General features: G+C 52.1%; 13 protein-coding genes. 6 read left to right on the top strand and 7 right to left on the bottom strand.

Features of this window, described 5'->3' with window-relative positions:
• Position 1 precedes the first annotated feature (1 nt).
• The 4 genes from allB to RC85_RS10120 all read left to right on the top strand — a co-directional run bounded on the left by allB (position 2) and on the right by RC85_RS10120 (position 4,764).
• Positions 2–1,873: an allantoinase AllB gene (gene allB / locus RC85_RS10135; protein ID WP_068261989.1), complete on the top strand. Its 1,872-nt coding sequence runs from the start codon at positions 2–4 to the stop codon at positions 1,871–1,873.
• A complete protein-coding gene (gene uraH, locus RC85_RS10130; protein ID WP_068261986.1) occupies positions 1,870–2,211 on the top strand; it encodes a hydroxyisourate hydrolase in 342 nt (113 codons plus the stop codon). The genes allB and uraH overlap by 4 nt, the downstream gene beginning before the upstream one ends.
• Positions 2,212–2,267: 56 nt before the next feature.
• The gene (ilvC, locus tag RC85_RS10125) at positions 2,268–3,251 is read left to right on the top strand and encodes a ketol-acid reductoisomerase (RefSeq protein ID WP_068261984.1); all 984 of its coding nucleotides are present in this window, start codon (positions 2,268–2,270) and stop codon (positions 3,249–3,251) included.
• Positions 3,252–3,540: 289 nt separating this feature from the next.
• A complete protein-coding gene (locus tag RC85_RS10120) occupies positions 3,541–4,764 on the top strand; it encodes a M20 family metallopeptidase (RefSeq protein ID WP_160148104.1) in 1,224 nt (407 codons plus the stop codon).
• 143 nt (positions 4,765–4,907) lie between these two features.
• Here the strand turns inward: RC85_RS10120 and RC85_RS10115 are convergent, their stop codons facing one another.
• Genes RC85_RS10115 through RC85_RS27445 form a run of 3 tightly spaced genes read right to left on the bottom strand, consistent with a single transcriptional unit; the run spans position 4,908 to position 6,096 of the window.
• Positions 4,908–5,399 (bottom strand): hypothetical protein, encoded by a 492-nt coding sequence (locus RC85_RS10115; protein WP_149752718.1) that lies wholly within the window; start codon positions 5,397–5,399, stop codon positions 4,908–4,910.
• The gene (locus RC85_RS10110; RefSeq protein ID WP_068261979.1) at positions 5,396–5,779 is read right to left on the bottom strand and encodes a hypothetical protein; all 384 of its coding nucleotides are present in this window, start codon (positions 5,777–5,779) and stop codon (positions 5,396–5,398) included. The genes RC85_RS10115 and RC85_RS10110 overlap by 4 nt, the downstream gene beginning before the upstream one ends.
• The gene (locus RC85_RS27445; RefSeq protein WP_068261978.1) at positions 5,776–6,096 is read right to left on the bottom strand and encodes a hypothetical protein; all 321 of its coding nucleotides are present in this window, start codon (positions 6,094–6,096) and stop codon (positions 5,776–5,778) included. The genes RC85_RS10110 and RC85_RS27445 overlap by 4 nt, the downstream gene beginning before the upstream one ends.
• A 56-nt stretch (positions 6,097–6,152) precedes the next feature.
• On the opposite strand from RC85_RS27445, the gene RC85_RS28245 reads away from it, so the two are divergent.
• Entirely contained in the window at positions 6,153–6,614 is a 462-nt protein-coding gene (locus tag RC85_RS28245; RefSeq protein ID WP_149752719.1) for an SDR family oxidoreductase, read from the top strand.
• Positions 6,615–6,957: 343 nt separating this feature from the next.
• Here the strand turns inward: RC85_RS28245 and RC85_RS10095 are convergent, their stop codons facing one another.
• The gene (locus RC85_RS10095; RefSeq protein WP_068261974.1) at positions 6,958–7,218 is read right to left on the bottom strand and encodes a hypothetical protein; all 261 of its coding nucleotides are present in this window, start codon (positions 7,216–7,218) and stop codon (positions 6,958–6,960) included.
• Positions 7,219–7,473: 255 nt separating this feature from the next.
• Between RC85_RS10095 and RC85_RS10090 the strand changes: the two genes are divergently transcribed.
• A complete protein-coding gene (locus RC85_RS10090; protein WP_084422535.1) occupies positions 7,474–10,167 on the top strand; it encodes a hybrid sensor histidine kinase/response regulator in 2,694 nt (897 codons plus the stop codon).
• 184 nt (positions 10,168–10,351) lie between these two features.
• On the opposite strand, the gene RC85_RS10085 is transcribed toward RC85_RS10090, so the two are convergent.
• The 3 genes from RC85_RS10085 to RC85_RS10075 all read right to left on the bottom strand — a co-directional run bounded on the left by RC85_RS10085 (position 10,352) and on the right by RC85_RS10075 (position 17,724).
• The gene (locus RC85_RS10085; RefSeq protein ID WP_068261968.1) at positions 10,352–12,259 is read right to left on the bottom strand and encodes a sulfatase-like hydrolase/transferase; all 1,908 of its coding nucleotides are present in this window, start codon (positions 12,257–12,259) and stop codon (positions 10,352–10,354) included.
• A gap of 28 nt (positions 12,260–12,287) precedes the next feature.
• On the bottom strand, positions 12,288–14,288 hold the full coding sequence (locus tag RC85_RS10080; protein WP_084422534.1) for a sulfatase: 2,001 nt from the start codon (positions 14,286–14,288) through the stop codon (positions 12,288–12,290).
• Between the two features lie 106 nt (positions 14,289–14,394).
• A complete protein-coding gene (locus tag RC85_RS10075; protein ID WP_476748592.1) occupies positions 14,395–17,724 on the bottom strand; it encodes a family 78 glycoside hydrolase catalytic domain in 3,330 nt (1,109 codons plus the stop codon).
• Positions 17,725–17,791 lie beyond the last annotated feature (67 nt).

Below are 17,791 nucleotides of genomic sequence, written 5' to 3'. Positions count from 1 at the left end.
CATGGGTGAACAACAACCGGCGGTATCGAAACCTGTCTTTGCAATCTGTAGCACGCGAGTGGTAACGGCATCGGGAGAAATCAACGCTGCAATTATCGTTGAGGGTGAAGTGATTCGGGCCGTCGTGGATCCCGCGGAAGTTCCTGCGGGATTGCAGGTCATTAACGTGGGTGACCTTGTCGTTTCACCGGGAATCATCGATGCACACGTTCATGTCAATGAACCAGGCCGAACGAAATGGGAAGGTTTTGAAACGGCAACTGCTGCCGCGGCGGCCGGTGGAGTCACCACCATCATCGACATGCCGCTAAACAGTAGCCCGGTAACGACGACGAAAGCAGCGTTGAAGAAAAAACAGGCCGCTGCATCGGAGAAGTGCGCCGTTGACGTGGGGTTTTATGCCGGTCTTGTTCCTGGGAACCATCACGAAATCGCTTCGCTCGTGGAGGAAGGAGTGATGGGAGTCAAGGCTTTTCTATGCGATTCGGGCTTGGATGAATTCCCAGCGTCTAGCGAGTCCGATTTGCGAGAAGGGCTGCGCGAGTTGCAGTCCACCGGAGTGCCGCTGCTTGCTCATGCTGAGATCGTCGGCAAGCAAATCCAAATCGATCATCCACAAGCCTATCACGATTACGCGAATTCTCGGCCGCCCGAATTCGAGCTCGCTGCGATCGAGTTGTTGATCGATCTGTGTCGCGAGTACCAAACCCCGATTCATATCGTTCACCTGGCGACGGCCAAGGCGTTGCCAGTGATCGTTGATGCGAAATTGGAAGGACTGCCGATCACCGTCGAAACGTGTCCGCATTATTTGTATTTCGATTCTGCCCAAATCCAGGACGGCGAAACACGTTTCAAATGCGCGCCACCGATCCGAGATCGGGCAAACCGAGACGCCTTACGAGACGCGGTCGAGGCAGGGATTATCGAAACCGTCGGTTCGGATCACTCGCCTTGCCCATCCGAGTTGAAGGCGATCGATTCAGGTGACTTTTCAAAAGCCTGGGGCGGTATCGCGAGTCTGCAATTGACACAGAGTGTGATGTGGACGATCGCGTTGGATCGTGGCTGGTCACCCGTATTGCTTGCCGAGCGATTGTCTTGGCGACCTGCACAGATTTTTGGTTTACAGTCCAGCAAAGGACGAATCGAAGCCGGTTACGATGCAGACTTCGTGATTTGGGATCCTTCGGCAACGTTCCAAGTTTCAGGAGCAAAGCTTTTTCATCGTGGTGATGTCACGGCGTACGAAGGATGCAATTTACAGGGCATCGTAAAACACACTTATCTTCGTGGGACATTGATTTATGAAGACGGATCTTTGATCGGCGATCGAATCGGAAAATTTGTTCGACGCGAATCACCGCAACCTCTTTCTGGGTTTCTCAATTCGTTGGAAGAGCAAGAATTGTTTCAGACGCTTGAAACATGCTGTGGTTCGCGGGAATGGGTTAACCGGATGATTGGCGGTGGCAAGTTTACCAGCGACAGTGACTTGCTGCTGCGTGCGAAGACAGCCTGGGAAGGTTTGCGTGAGCCCGACCTGCTGGAAGCGTTTTCGGCACACCCGAGGATCGGCGACATCGATTCGCTGCGTGCCAAATTTGCCAATACCAAGTCCATCGCCGAAAACGAACAAGCCGGCGTCAAGGATGCTGATGAAGAAGTGCTAAAACGGTTATCCGCTGCCAATGACGAGTACTTCGACAAGTTTGGATTCATCTTTATCGTTTGCGCCACGGGGAAGACATCGCGTCAGATGCTTCAAATTCTCGAAGAACGTTTGGTATTATCGCGTGATCAAGAACTGAAGAATGCAGCCGCTGAACAACTGAAAATCACTGAGCTTCGATTGGGGAAATTGATCGTATGACTGGAATCACATCACACGTGCTAGATACTTCGCAAGGTAAGCCCGGCGTAGGGATTGCGATAACGTTGGAACGAATGGATGCGCCATCGTCGCATTGGATTGATGTCGGTCAAGGAATTACCAACGATGACGGACGCGTTGGTGACTTGGCTGCAGATGGCGTGGTGGCGGGGGATTATCGAATCAGTTTTGCGGTGGCTGAATACTTCAAGTCTCAGCAAGCAACTGCGTTTTACCCGAGCATTCGGATTGAATTCACAGTGCTTGATCCGGCCCAGCATTACCACGTTCCTCTCTTGCTGAATCCGTTCGGCTATTCGACGTACCGCGGTAGCTGATTGAATCGAAACATTTACAAACAGACGCTAACAAACCACTTGATGGAAACGGTGAAATGGAAAATCAGATTTTTTTAGACGATGCTGTCAGTCTTGACGTTTTGAAGAACAAGAAAGTTGCAATCATTGGTTACGGCATTCAAGGCCGTCCGCAGGCGTTGTGCATGCGTGATAGCGGTGTAGATCTTGTGATCGGAATTGGGTCCGAGACTCGGCCATCGTGGCAAGCGGCCATTGACGATGGGTTTACGCCTGTTTCGATCGCCGAGGCGACAGCGGCCGCCGATCTGGTTTACATCTTGCTTGCCGATCCGCCGCAACCCGCGATCTATTACGACTCGATTCACGACAATTTAAAACCCAACAGCACGCTCGCGTTCTGTCACGGTTTCAATGTGCTTTATGGCGCGATCAAGCCACCGAAGAACGTCAACGTTGTGTTGTTCGTTCCCAATGGTCCCGGGCACACCGTGCGTCAAAAGTACCTTGACGGGTCAGGGATTTACGGCGCGATTTCAGTGGAACAAGACGTGACCGGTAACGCCCTTGACATGGTTTTAGCGTTGGCGAAGTCAGTCGGCAGCTTGCGAGTTGGTTCGGTTGGCGTGACCTTTCAACAGGAAACTGAAGGCGATAATTTTGAAGAGCAAGTTTTGTACGGCGGCGTGATTCATCTGATGAAGGCAACGTTCGACACGATGGTCGCCGGAGGCTACCCGCCGCACTTTGCTTATGCCAAAGCCATTCGTTCATTGCGGACGGTCGTTGACGTGATGGACGAAATCGGTATCGAAGAATACATCTCGAACCGGTCCAGCCGAACCTGCGAATTCGCGGTCCGAACCAACGGGCCACGAGTGGTCAACTATGACGAGGTGCAAAACATCTTTGATGAAACCGAAAGAGGTGAGTTTGCAGCGAGGTGGATGCAGGAATGGGAACTGGGGATGCCGCGGTTGCATCGTATGCGTCGCACCGGCGCGGAGTCTTTGATGGAACAGACTGGTGCCGAGTGGCGAGAGAAATTTGGCGAAGGTTGATTCGTCGTTTTTAGTTGCTGATTCTTTGGCGATTCACAAAAGTAGGCCGTGTAGAGCTCTGCGACACAAGGCAACCGAGCCATTGCCAAAGAATAGGGCTCCTTGATGTAGGCCGGAACAAGCGTAGCGCAGTTCCGGCAATCCAATGCAGTACCAAGCAAATTGCCGGAACTGCGCTAAGCTTGTTCCGGCCTACACGATCCTGGCCGACGCCCAGCAAGTTTGGCAACCGAGAGCGCGGGGCGATGCCCACGCGGTCAAACAACCCATTTTCATAGATTGCAGTTTTATGATCACACTTGAAATGTCAAAAGAGGCGACGAAGCAGCGTTCGGACCGCCTCGTCTCGTTTACTCAGTCGATCGTTCGCTCGCCAAGCCTTTCGGGGTGTGAGGGTGAGGTTGCGAAGTTGATTCTGCTTGAAATGAAATCGCTTGGCTATGACGAAGTCTGGACGGATCAAGTCGGCAACCTGGTCGGAAAAATCAACGGCGACGGCGGGCCAACGATCATGTTGAATGGGCACATGGATGTGGTGGATCCCGGTCCCGACGACGGTTGGCCACATGCCGCCTACGGTGGTGAAATCGTCGATGGAAATCTATGGGGACGCGGTTCAGTGGACATGAAGGGGCCGGTCGCTGCGATGATTTATGGTGCCGCGCAGTTTAAACAACTCGGTAAAAAACCCATCGGCGATGTCTTGATGACGGTCGCGGTCATGGAAGAGATTGGCGGTTTAGGCAGTCAGTTCCTGGTCACCGAAACCACGGCCGATGCTGGGATTGTTGGCGAACCGAGCAGCAATCAACTGCGACTGGGCCATCGTGGTCGCATCGAAATTCAGGTGAAGTTTTCTGGACGCTCGGCACACGCTAGCGCACCAAGCCTGGGCATCAATCCACATTTTGCCGCGGCTGAATTTCTATCGCGGCTTGGCGAAATCGAGCTTGCCGATGATCCCGTGCTTGGTCGATCGACGATTGCACCAACCCTTTACAAGACCGATCAAGTCAGTGCGAATGTGATCCCCGCTGAAGTGACGTTGTTTCTTGATTGGCGGAATGCACCTTCGGAAACACCGGAATTAGCCGAGCAAGCAATTGACACTTTGGCTCAGTCATGTACCGCCGACTTTTCAGATCCGCCGGTTGTCAATGTGACACGAAAAATGTTCAAGACTTACACCGGTGCAAGTCGCGATTTTGCCGCGATCTTCCCACCGTTCGTCACCCAACCGTCCGACCGGCTGGCTGAAGTGGCCGGGCAAGTCATCACAAGTTCTACTGGTAATCAGCAAAGCGATGTTTGGCAATTCGCGACTGATGGCGGCCACCTAATGAAAGCCGGCATTCCCGTCGTCGGCTTTGGCCCAGGCGATGACCGCCTCGCGCACACCAACCAAGAACACCTCAATGTCGCGGAGTTGCAAGTAGCGACAGCCACCTACGGTCCATTGTGCGTCGCACTGGCCGAAGCACTAGACGCCGGATCGCAGGACACTTCTGCGTAAGCGTTACTGCGAGTTCGACTTGTAACTCACAGTTCCGGCGCACACTACACGCCGTGGGCTTACGTTGAGCGTTTGGTCATCCCCAAGGTGATCGAATTGCTGCAACAACAATGGGACGCAACCTACGCAGCGGCGATGCAGGATCAGGGTTTTGGTCGGCGGAGCGCAAAAAAACCGTTAATGATTGGCCGATCGCCCGATTTGCTTTTCATCAAGTGACGAACAAAATTCATGTCGTCGATATCATTCGTCGAATAAACTTCTGTTTCGCCATACGGTGAGTTCAACGAGACCTTCAACGCAAAACTGGCTGCGCTCTCATAGGTCAATTCAAGCGACTGAAGTTGCATTCCTTGGATCATTCTCCAGGCTCCCACGATCATTTCGGAGGATCTTAAGGAGACCAACGCTTCCAAAAAAGCATCGAGCTTGAACGGGTTGGAGTCTTGCAGTGACGCGAGGTCGTCCAACGTCGGCGCGCTATTTCCAATTCCCCGATCTACCATAAATTTCTCAATCTCTGAAAACTTCTCCGTATAGTGAGCTACCGCCTTATCCGATGGTGAGTAAGCACGAATTGCCCACTCAAAACCACGAGCCTTTAAGAGTTTCTCCATTTCCATTGTTTCAGTCACGCAGCAAACTCCTGACGACCAAGGGATAGATCCTTTGAAAGCTGCACCGCCGCATTGACCACGTTTTGATTGATTGCCGCCGATGGATCATCGACCACAACAGTCACCTGTTGATCCTTCAAAATGATATGGAACATTTTGTTCGCATTGACTTCGCAGGCACCCTCTTCATCCCAGTGTTGTTTCATTCTCGCGTTCTCATAAACAAACAGTTCCCTTGGCAGACTTTGAAATCCAAGAAATAGAAATTCGATATCGTCTCCGGTCTCCGCGTTCTCTAGTACCATTTCACTCCATTCCATCCGAATAATTCGCAAAAGGTGTTCGGCGATTTCGGCGGGGAAAGAGGTATTGATGATTTGATCACTGCCACCAATCATGTGCATGCTCCTTCATCTGACTTGCCATGGTCGTTTTGTTGTTCTTTTTTAACCTCGTAGTCATTTGGCGAGTACCAAATAAAGTCTCCTCGCCCTCCAGCGATCTGCGAGAGTTCGTCGGTTCGTGAAAAACAAAACACAAACTCAATCTTTCGACGCGGGATCCTAAGTTTCTTTGCGAGGTTTGTTGTATCGGGCGGAAGGGTTGTGAAGTACGCTCCAGATGGATGATCGCTTGGTGGCTGTTGAGCTCGGAACATCCAGTCCACTTGCGACCGAATTGCGTTCCAACCGTCTTGGTCGGTATAGTGCAGCATTCAATTGTCTCTGCTGAGCGGGAAGGTCTCACCATTGTACACTTCCTGATCCAGAGGTGGAACAACATCCGAAGCTGACGATGACGAGCATGTACAACGTGCTGGAAAAACTGCGGACCGGCGAGACGCTGACGGCGAAAGAGAAAACGATTCATGAACAAGGGATCGTGTCGGTACTGAAGCAAATTCACGATTGTCTGGACGCCGCCGTGGTCAACACCTTCGGATGGCCTGAGGATTTGGACGACGAAGCGATCCTGCAGCGACTAGTCGACCTGAACCACGAGCGAGCCAAAGAAGAATCGCGAAGCGTCGTCCGCTGGCTACGTCCCAACTTCCAAAATCCCGATGGAGCGATTCAAACCGCCTTCGCCGGCGATGACAAAACGAAGCGAACCAAGAAGGCCACCGCCTGGGCCGCTAAATCTTTGGCGTTGACGCGGACATTGGAGGTCCAAGTTTTGTTCCGTCCCTACCGAAGTACGCCAACGGCGTTGAACACCATAGCCCAGGGTTAAGGTTTTGCGAGCGTAGCGAAGCAAACCGCAACCCTGGGTTGATGACGTTAACGAATTAGTCTCCCCCGTCCCCGATTTTGACGGCGAAGCCGTCAAAATCGGGGACGGGGGAGGGGGGCTGCTGGTGCTCCGTGACCCAGGGTTGCAGCGTCAAATCGCCAAGGCGATTGACGACTTTAACCCTGGGCTATGTTGTTTAACGCCGTTGGCGTAGAGAAAGAAAGTAGCGCAAGCAAGAATGACTTTAACCCCAAAGATTTATCGGCCCAGCGTCCCCCCCCTCGTAGCCGAAACTCTTGGCGAGTTCCGTTACCCGAAAACCAAGCTAGACATAACGCCACTCTTATTTCGGTTGGTCGATCAACTTGTCCAAGCGGGTCAACGCTTCGATCGCTAAGCTTAGCGATTCTTCCGCTTCCTTAACTCGCCCTATCTGCATTTGTTTTTGAGACAAATGGATCGCCAGGCTTGCTGAATTAATCTCATTTCGGAGATCATGATTACGCTTCCGCAGCGACATGTCCTCTTGCTCATTTTGTTCACCGACCTCAGAATCGACTGATGGGCCGGTGCATGGAATCTGCTTGGGAGATGGTGCTGGCATTGTGGTGCGTTTAGCCATAATTTGGAGGTGCTTGAATACCCGGGGCCGAAGGATACCAACTTCGGATTACTTGTCGAAGATGGAACAGATCATGTGAGTCAATTTCAGGCAATTGCCCCACGGATTGATTTAACTCGGATTGATTTAAATGGAATTGATTTAACTCGGATTGATTTAATTGGGGCATGGATACCCAAGGACAATCGATGCGATAAAATGCCATGAACTCGGCATACGGATACAACGAGCGAGGGAATGCAGATGGGATCAATCGCAGGTGAAATTATCTTGGACGACGAAGGCCTCGTCGTTCGCTTCAGTGAAGGTGCAACCCAATTTTACGGCCTTAGGAGTTGTGATATTGGACGTTGCCTGGACGAACTTAGACCGCTTGCTGGAACCGATTTGCCGCTGATTCTTGATTCGCTGAGTGCGGATGGGCAACCCAGCAAGCATGTTTTGCGAGGTATCAACGGACAAAGTTTTGTTCGCGAAATCAAACGCCGCGATGACCAACAAGAGATCACGGTTGCTTATTTAGAATTACCTTCGTCGGCACCTGACAGTGCGTCTTCACGAACCAGCCGAACTGGACTTAGCCAAACAGGCCTTATTTATGATGGATTGGATTCTGAACGATCTGAATTAGATCGCGGACGACGGCAAATCAACGCGATTACCGACGCAATGTCCACTCGTATTGCGTACATCGACACCGACCAATGCTATCAATTCATCAACGAAGCCTATGCGGAAGAAATCGGTATGGAAGCCGAGGAAATTCTTGGCAGCTCGATTCAAGATATTCTGGGCGAAGAACACTACCAGCAGATCGAACAGCAGATCCAATTGGCAATCGGCGGCCAGCAATGCGAATTTGATCTCGTGCTGAATGACCGTCGTCGGCAATCAAAGATTTTTCAAGAAGTCACCTACCTGCCCGACATCAAGGATGAAGGGCAAGTCGTCGGTTTTCACATGTTGGTTGTTGACGTAACCCAACAGCAACAATCCGAACAGAAGCTCGCTGAGAATGAACACCGATTACAGCGTGTGGTCGATGGGGCCAGCGTTGGAATTGCATTTGCCAATACTCGTGGACAGGTGCTGACGGCCAATGGCGCGGCCCTGCGACTGCTAGGCATCACCCGGTCGCAATTCGACCGCGAGGGCTTCAACTGGACAACTTCTATTCGTCCAACCGATCGACTGAAAGCCAAAGCGATCATCGACGAACTTCGCCAAACTGGACGCATGCCGCCGCAGGAATTGTTTCTCAGGCACCGCAACGGAAACGTGCAACCGGTTCAGATCAGTTCGCGTTCGGTTAGCGTCGATGAAGAGGAGCACGTGGTGTTCTTGGTCGATTTAAGCGAGCAGAAACGGTACCAGCAATCGCTCGATGAAGCGAGGAAGTTGGCGGAGACAGCCAACAAAACCAAGAGCGAATTTCTGGCCAACATGAGCCACGAAATTCGTACGCCAATGAGCGCCATCATTGGGTACCTCGATATCTTGGCTCGAAATTTGACCCAGCCGGAAGACTTAAAGTGTGTGTCAATCATTCGACACAACAGCCGATTCCTACTTGAAATCATCAATGACATTCTTGACATTTCAAAAATTGAAGCCGGCAAATTGGTGCTCCACAAAAAACGTTTTCAGCCTGAAAAATTGTTGGCCGACGTACGGTCACTGATGGATGTGCGAGCCGCCGAAAAAGAATTACAGCTTGACATCAGCTTCGATACCGAAATCCCTCGAACCATCCGCAGCGATGACAAACGCTTAAAGCAAATCCTGGTCAACCTGATTGGTAACGCGATCAAATTTACCGAACACGGAACCGTCGATTTACGAGTTCGCTATCTCGACGAAAAAGGTTTACTGGCGTTTGATGTTGTGGACACAGGGATAGGCATTCATCCCAAACTATTAGGGAAACTGTTCCAGGCGTTCACGCAAGGTGATTCTTCGCTGAACCGAGAATTTGGCGGCACTGGTTTAGGTCTGAACATCAGCCAGCGTCTTGCACAATTGCTGGGCGGTGAAATTTCAGTGCAAAGTGAAACAGGAAAAGGCAGCACGTTCTCGCTTTACATTGCAGTTGGCTCGACAAAGAACGTTCCGATGGTCACACCAAATTTGTCGGTTCGTGGCTTGCTGCCAAGTCAAGAAACGTTCATCGAAATGCCCAAAGTGGCTGGAAGAGTCTTAGTCGTCGATGATCGTCGTGATATTCGCCACATTGCCAAGCACATCCTTGAAACAGCCGGGGCAAGAGTCGAAGAGGCCGAACATGGTCGGGCGTCACTTGAACTGGTTGATCAAGCCGAGGCGTCAAATGACCCCTTCGACGCCATCATCATGGACATGCAAATGCCGATCATGGACGGCTACGAGGCAACTCGGCACCTGCGTTCAATCGGTTTCGACAAACCCATCATCGCTTTAACCGCACACGCGATGCGAGGCGATCGTCAGAAATGCATCGAGGCTGGATGCAGCGACTATTTGACTAAACCACTGGACAGAATCGTGTTGCTGAATCTGTTGGCGTCGTACCAAGCCGCGGTGACTGATTCAGGCATCTCGCGACCCCGTCGTATCTTGATCGTCGAAGATTTGGTGCAGGCCGCTGACTCGCTGGCGATGTTGCTCGAATGCGAGGACCATATCGTTGAAAAAGCGTACGATGGAGCAACCGCGATTGAGGTAGCCGAAGACTTCTGTCCCGATATCGTTCTGCTGGATTTGGGGCTTCCCGACATGACCGGTTTCGAGGTGCTAGAGGCGATCAAGAAAACCCAAGGAAAATCCAGCACGGTGTTCGTGGCATTAACGGGACGCGACAACCAAGACGAAACAGACCGCGCCGGATTCTCGCATCACATCGTCAAACCCGTCGATGTTTCAGAATTAGAACAGTTCGTCGCAACGTTGGATTAGCAGGATCGATCGATTGATGTAGGCCGGAACGAGCGAAGCGAAGTTCCGGCAATTGCTTTGCAATCTTCTTGGCTTGCAGCCCGCACAGCTAGACTCCGGCAAACACCGCCATTCTCAGCAAACCGTAAGATGCACTCGGATTGCCGGAACTTCGCTTCGCTTGTTCCGGGCTACGTCTGCGTTTTCACTGCACCGGTGTTCTAAACCGCCACCAGAAAGCGCCGTCATTGAGTCGTCCAACCGGGCGATTACCAACCTTGATCCAGCCGGCGTCCCAAAGAAAATAGTAGGCTTGATCGGGATCCAATTCAGGAACGTCATCAAAGCTTAATTCCATCGTTCCCTGGGATGAGTGGTTAGTGTCGGGGCTCGCTTGCCAAATGGGATTCTTCTCATCGGACACCGAATACAAACGCAAGCTCTTGCCCTCGGTCGCCGTAAAATCGATCGGTTTATTGAACGTCAATTTGATGAAAGTCTTCGTCGATCCAAGCTCGCTAGAATTTTCGGGAGTTAAAGAAACCAAGTGAGGGCAAACCATTTTCAGCCGATGCCATCCCCAACCATGCTGATGAGAAAGACGCGCCGCTGAGGCGTTGGGAACACCGGCGTAGACGGCTTCCTTGATCCAGCGATCCGACAGTTCCTTCAATCGCTGCGGTTCTTCGCTAGCCAAGTTATGTCGCTCGCTTCGATCGTCTTTCAAGTTAAATAATTCCCACGGACCATCGTAAAGACTGACGACCTTCCATTCATCTTCAACCCAAGCTCTTGAAAAGTCGTAGTTCTGGAAATCCGGTTTCGCTTTGCGACTTCCATCATTTTTCAGTAGCGGAATTAGTGAAGTCCCTGTCAAAGATCGAACCTGGTGGTCGTTGAAACTTTCGGGATACTCAGCACCCGAAAGCTCCATAATCGTGGGATAGAAATCAGTAATCGACGCCGGACTTCTAACGATGGTTCCGCTTTCTCGCTGAACTTCCGCGGGCCAGCGAACGATCATCGGTGCCGCGATACCGCCTTCGTGGCACGAATGTTTGTAGTACTTAAACGGCGTTGCTTTGACGGATGCCCAACCGTTGCTCGACGAAGGATTTCCATGCGGAGCCCAAGCAATCTGCTTTTCATCCTGGTTGATTCCACCGTTGTTGTAATCGCCCCCGTTATCCGACAAGAAAACAACAAGCGTATTGTCATCAAGTCCCGACTGTTTCGTAAAATCCATGATCCGCCCCACGGCTTGATCAACACCGTCAACGGCTGCTGCATAAGCCGCCATCCGACTGGCTTCCACTTTCTGTCGGTGCAAGGTCAGTTCATTCCAGTGACGTGCATCTTGCTTGACTTCCGCTAGTTCGCAGGTCGGTTCAATCAATCCCATTTCGATTTGTCGCTGGTACCGTGCTTGACGAATCTTGCTGTAACCTTGCTCGTACCTTGCTTGATACTGTTCCACCAAGGGTTTGGGAGCCTGGCAGGGATGATGAGGAGCGTTGAATGCAACGTACATAAAGAACGGCTGGTCCATCTCCGCCGACTCCTTCATGAACTCAATGCTCTTGTCCGCAAACGCATCCGTCGAATAAAAGCCAGGATCGAAATCATTAAACGGCTTGTCACCCTCGAACCAGTCATCCGCTCCGATGAAACAATCAGACATGCCGCTCAAAAAACCAAACGAGCGATGAAACAATTCAGGCGATCGCGGATCCGGGGTTCCTGCATGCCATTTACCAGTCATCAAAGTCCGATAGCCAGCGTCCTGCAACAACGCAGGCAGCGGCACCGAGTGCGAGTAGGCATTTCCGCCCGCCCGATGAAACGGCATGCCAGAAAGAAGTGCGATGCGAGAAGTAACGCACATCGGCGTGGCGCGAAAATGCGAGAATCGAACTCCCTGCTCCGCCAATGCGTCAATGCTGGGAGTTTCAATTTCTCCGCCGTAACAACCCAAGTCAGAATAGCCCAAGTCGTCAGCCATCAACACAATGACGTTCGGCCTAGCAACACTGGGCTTTGCTGCCGAGACGAAACTAGAAGCGAAAATAAACGCGGCCAGCACGATCGACGGGCGTATAAGTCGAATGGTCATACATTACCAAGGCAAGAGTTTACGTCTTTTAAAAACTCCAAGCGTAAAGAACCTCTCCATCGCTTGTCGTCAAAGTCATGTCGCAGATTAGAAGTTTCCCCTTCGCCTCGGAAGGATCAAGCCGAATTCCGACAACGGGTTGTTTCGAGCTGAAAGGAATTGCGTATTGATGTGACTCACCATCGTGTTCAACGTCAAACTTAACGCTTCTTTTGCCGATGTAGGCCGGTCTGCTGCCCCGTTCACTCCAAAAAACTTGCCCCTGACCGTTCGAGTCGGAGGTCATGGAAAAGCGGAGGATTAGGTCTCGTTCCGCTGAACTCTTCGCGACTGCTGAATCCGGCAGCGAATAAACAAAATGTGGGTCACCACCCGAACTGTGGACCAGTAAATTTCCATCTGCCAATGAAAGCTTGCACGGACCTTGCGGTTGCCAGCCGGCGACCGGCTTTGCTGGCGGGCCTTTCTGTTTTGCCGGTTTCTTGTTCGCTCCGCCCTTTAGCGACGCTTTCCCTTCCTTGCTTGGATCATATTTTGAAGGGTCAAATTTGGGGTTGGGACGCGGCAATACCGCACCGGTATCCACCAAAAATTCTTCGATCATCGCGTCAAGCTCACGAACCATTTCGGGATGCTCAGCCGAGACGTCTTTCGATTCACCAACGTCTTCTTTCAAATTGAACAGCTTGTATCGGTGCTTGCCGTTTTCGCCGTTGTAAAACAATCGAATCAGTTTCCAATCACCGCTTTCGTTGGATCGATGAACACTGACCGCGGGCGGCAACCAGTCGGGAATTCCAGGGCTGTGTGGAAAGAAAGTGTAGATCGCTTCACGGTCCAATTCACCACCCTGAAGCGCTGGCACAATGCTGATTCCGTCGAACGATTGATCAGGCTGCGCGTCAATCGACAGCAGTTCCAACAGGGTTGGGTAGTAGTCGCTGCTTTGAATCACTTCATCGCTTTTAGATGACGCTTGCACGACACCGGGATAGACGACGATTCCAGGGCCGCGAACGCCACCTTCGTACATCGTCGCCTTGCCGCCTTTCAACGGCGCGTTGCTGGTCGCGGTGGTACCATCGACTTCGTTGTACATGTTGCCGCCATTGTCCGACGCAAACACGATGATCGTGTTGTCAGCCAGCTTCAATCGATCCAATGCATCCAACAATGTTCCGACGGCATCATCCATACTCTCGACCATCGCAGCATAGGTCGGACTTCGCTGAGGGTCGTTTGGGTCGACTCTGGTTTTGTAATCGTCGATCAGCTCTTGTTTCGCATTGAAGGGAGCGTGAACGCTGAACATCCAATAATTCAGGAAGAAGGGTTCATCGACGTGATCTTCCATGTAGGCGACCGCTTCCTCGGCCATGCGATCTTCGATGTGTTCATTCGGCGTCTGCGGATCGAAATCGACGTATCGCCAAGGGGCGACGTAGTTGCCCGCGGGTCCGGGACCGGGCCAATGGGGAATGTCGATATCAAACCCGTGTTGTAACGGAGAATACGGTTCCGGCCCCAAGTGCCACTTACCAAAGTGTGCTGTTGCATAACCATTGTCCCGAAACATTTCAGCAAGCGTGTAGTGATCAGTTTTGAATCGCGTTGCAGATTTTGGCAGGATCGCTTTCTTGTTGGGCGGTGCCCCCACACCCGGTGTTGCTTTGATCGAAACGGCTGGCACGTGACAAACCGGAGCGGTGATTTCGGTGCGAGCGGGACTGAGCCCCGTCAAAATGCTCGAGCGCGTCGGAGAACACAACGGGCTGGACGAATAAGCCCGCGAAAACAACATCCCGCGAGCGGCAAGCCGTTCCATGTTGGGAGTTCGATAAAACTTCGTCGTCCCAAACAGCGTCGTGTCGCTGAAGCCAAGATCATCCGCCAAGATAAAGACCACATTGGGTTTCGATTCGGCTGCGTTCGCCTCGCAGGTAAACGCAAAAGGCAACAGGCTGAACACCGCGACCGGCACCAGCATGCAATGGAAAAAATTCTGGATTCTTTTAATGGTTGAATTCATCGTTGGTACATCTAAGGAGGGAAATTCCAGATCGTTTTTTATAGTCACCTTTCGCTCCGCGAAAGTGTGCTCTGACGTACTTTCGCGGAGCGAAAGGCGACATTTACTACTCCGCTAGCTGATAAATCGAAATGGACTCGATTTCCATTTCCCCTTTATCAGCGTACTCGTCATAGGTTTGGAACGGATCAAAACGGATCTTTTGCACGGGCCCATCGCCCTTGATCAAGTACAAATAGCTCCTCATTTGTTCAGACGATTTCAGCCGACGAATCGACTGACGGCCCTCGCTGAATCCTTGGTTAGGCGGTGCCCAAAAGAATTGACTGGTGACGCCCTTATCAAACACGGCGCGAAGCTCGATTACTAATTTCCCAGAAACGCTTTCGCTTAGCGTTGTTGCAATTTGCGAATCGCTGCCTGCTGCAATTAAAACCGTCTTACCGTCGCGGACGACGACTTCCAAATCTTCACGCTCGTTCCATTTTTGAAGATCCGTTGGGCTGGAAAAATCCCAAGTCACAACCTTCTTTGCGTCCGCCAAGTCGATCGAATCAGGGTTGACGGAATTGTCTTTCGGCTTGGACGTTTTCAGCGATACCGAAGCCGGTTCAATGCCGCTGTTGCAAACAAATTCGTAAGTTCCCGATGGAACGGCTAGCGCGGTGTAGTCACCTTCCTTCCCAACAATTTGAATCAGGCTGTTGTCATCAATTCCGTTTCCGCCCTCAGTGATACTGGACGCATCTTGGGTCGGCAAATAGACCGTTGCCGTTGTGTTTGCTGGAATGGTGACAGTTAAATGAAAACGATCGCCGACCAGTTTCCAATCGCTGCGAATGGTTCCGCGAATGGAATCATACGAAGCGCGAACCCAATCAATCGGGTCGTGCATGGAATTGCTTCCCGGCGCGGGAGGTGTCGGACGAATGATGATTTTCTTGTATCCAGGACCGTCCGATTGGATGCCGGCCAGGGTACGGAACATCCATTCGCAAACGGCACCAAACGCATAGTGCGAAAATGAATTCATCGCGGCGTTATGGCGTCCAAAAGCATCTTCCTTGGTGTAGCTGTCCCAACGTTCCCAGATCGTGGTTGCTCCATTTCGGATCTCGTAACCCCAAGATGGAAATTCGCGTGACTGCAGCAAGAACGTTGCCAAGTCGTGCTGGCCCGATGCAGACAGCACTGGCAACAGTGGACGTGTGCCGAGGAAACCGGTCGCCATGTGGTTCCCATTCTCTGCAAGCATCTTGGCAAGATGTTGCCCCGTTGCATCGCGTAGTTCTTCGGGAATCAAGTCAGCTTGCAACGCCAGAGCTTGCGCGGTTTGCGTGTTGATGTTGACGCTGCCATCAGGCCGTAAGTATTTCTCTGCGAAGGCTGCTTTGGTCCTGTCGAACTGGTCCTGGTACTTGGCGGCTTCTTGATCGCGGCCCGTCGCTGCAGCCATTTCAGACATCATCTTTGCCGAAATCGCTAGGTAAACCGTATCGACGTAATCCAACGGCGTTTCGGCACCCTGCGCGAGCCAATCGCCCCATGGATTCCCGTGGGAAATGCCCAAGTCGTCAATGCTGGTTTGTTCTCGCCATTGCATGAACTTGGTCATCGGTTCCCAGCAAGTATCGATCACTTCGGTGTCGCCGTAGACTTGCCAAAGCGTCCAAGGACAAATCACGCCCGCGTCAGCCCACGCGGTACCGAAGTCCCATCCATGTTGAAACGGATAGGGCGCGTACCCGGGGAACACACCGCTTGGGCGCTGTGATTCCATCAGCTCGCGTAACCACTTGGTATAAAACGCGCCGATGTCAGCGTTGTAGGCCGCGGTCGCGACGTAGGCTTGCGCGTCGCCGGTCCAACCCATTCGTTCATCTCGCTGCGGACAATCCGTCGGTAAATCCAGGAAATTGGATCGCTGTGTCCAAAGCACGTTGCTGTAAAGTTGGTTGACCATCGGATCGCTGCACTCAAATGTGCTGGTCATCGGCGTGTCGCTGTGAACGACCAATCCAGTGACGGTATCCAACGTCGCTTCGCCGGGGAAGTTTGACACTTCTACGAATTGAAAACCGTGGAAGGTGAAACGCGGTTCGTAGACTTCACCATTTGCATCGCCGCTGCAGGTATAGAAATCGGTTGCACGAGCCTTGCGAAGATTCTCCGTCATCATCCGACCATCGGGATGCAGCATTTCGGCGTAACGAATTTGAATCCGCTGACCGGCCGGTCCTTTGACTTTCAATCGAATCACTCCGGCAAAATTCTGCCCCAGATCAAAGATGTAAGTACCCGGTTCTCGCTCGGTTATCTTCTTCGCCGAAATATCTTCGGTCACCCGAACGGGCACGCCAGGGAACGATTCCAGCTTGGGGCGAACGAACCCGAACTCTTCTTCGGCACCACGCTTGGGAACTCCTTGGCCCGGCTTTTCAGGATTACGAAACTGGTAGAAATCAGCTTTGAAGCTGCCGTTGTCTTTGGCGAAAATCGCTTGCTGCCAATCGGAGTCATTAAAACCAGGCGTCGCCCAACCTTTGAATTCTTTGCGTGCGTCGTAGGCTTCGCCCATCAACAAATCCGCTTCTTGGATCGGACCATCGGCGGACACTTTCCATGTGTCATCGGTGCCGATCGTGTCTCGCGTTCCGTCGGTGTACTGAATTTCTAGTTGAGCCATCAGTGCCGGGGTTTTCCCGTAAGTCGATCGGCCGGTCTTTTCCGTACCAATGCCGGTCAGCAAACCGAATCCCACATACCCGCTGTACCAACCTTCGGCCACCCAAGCTCCGATGGCATTGTCACCTTCCTGAACCATTTCAGTAACGTCGTACGTGTTGTAATAAGCACGTTGCCGGTAGTCCGTCCAACCCGGCGCGAACATGGCATCGCCAACTCGTTCGCCATTGAGATGCAATTCGTAGATGCCCAAGGCAGTCGCATAAATCGTCGCTCGCTCGATCTGCTTCTTCGCTGGAAACTCTTTTCGATATTGGCGTGCCGCTGGCAGATGCAACGATCTTGGATCGTCATAAACGGGGGCTGGATCTTTGTACGCGATGTAGTCAGCCGTCCAATCCGCTTCGTCTAGCAAACCCATCGACCAAGACGCGGGCTCGCTCCAGCTTGGATTTTGGTCGTCGGCCGACCACGTTTTGACTTTCCAAAAACACTGACTCCGCGATTCGAGCGGCCGCCCCGCGTACGTCACAAATAGCGTCTGATCCGAATCCACTCGTCCCGAATCCCAAAGATCGCCCACATCGCTGGCGAGTTTTTCCGCAGACGATGCGACCAACAATCGATACGCCGTCTGCATTTGGCCTCGCTGGTCCGATTCAACACGCCAGCTTAGCCGAGGCTTTTGGATGTCGATTCCCTCAGGATTTTGCAGGTATTCGCAACGTAGTTGTGACGTTGTCATCGACATTGCTTCCTTCGACAAACAGGAAGCGAGGACAAACACAAAGAGGGTCAAGCAGTAAGTAGTTTTCACG

The sequence above is a fragment of the Rubripirellula obstinata genome, assembly GCF_001642955.1.
In the GTDB taxonomy this organism is placed as follows: domain Bacteria; phylum Planctomycetota; class Planctomycetia; order Pirellulales; family Pirellulaceae; genus Rubripirellula; species Rubripirellula obstinata.
This window is presented reverse-complemented; position numbering and strand designations above follow the sequence as displayed.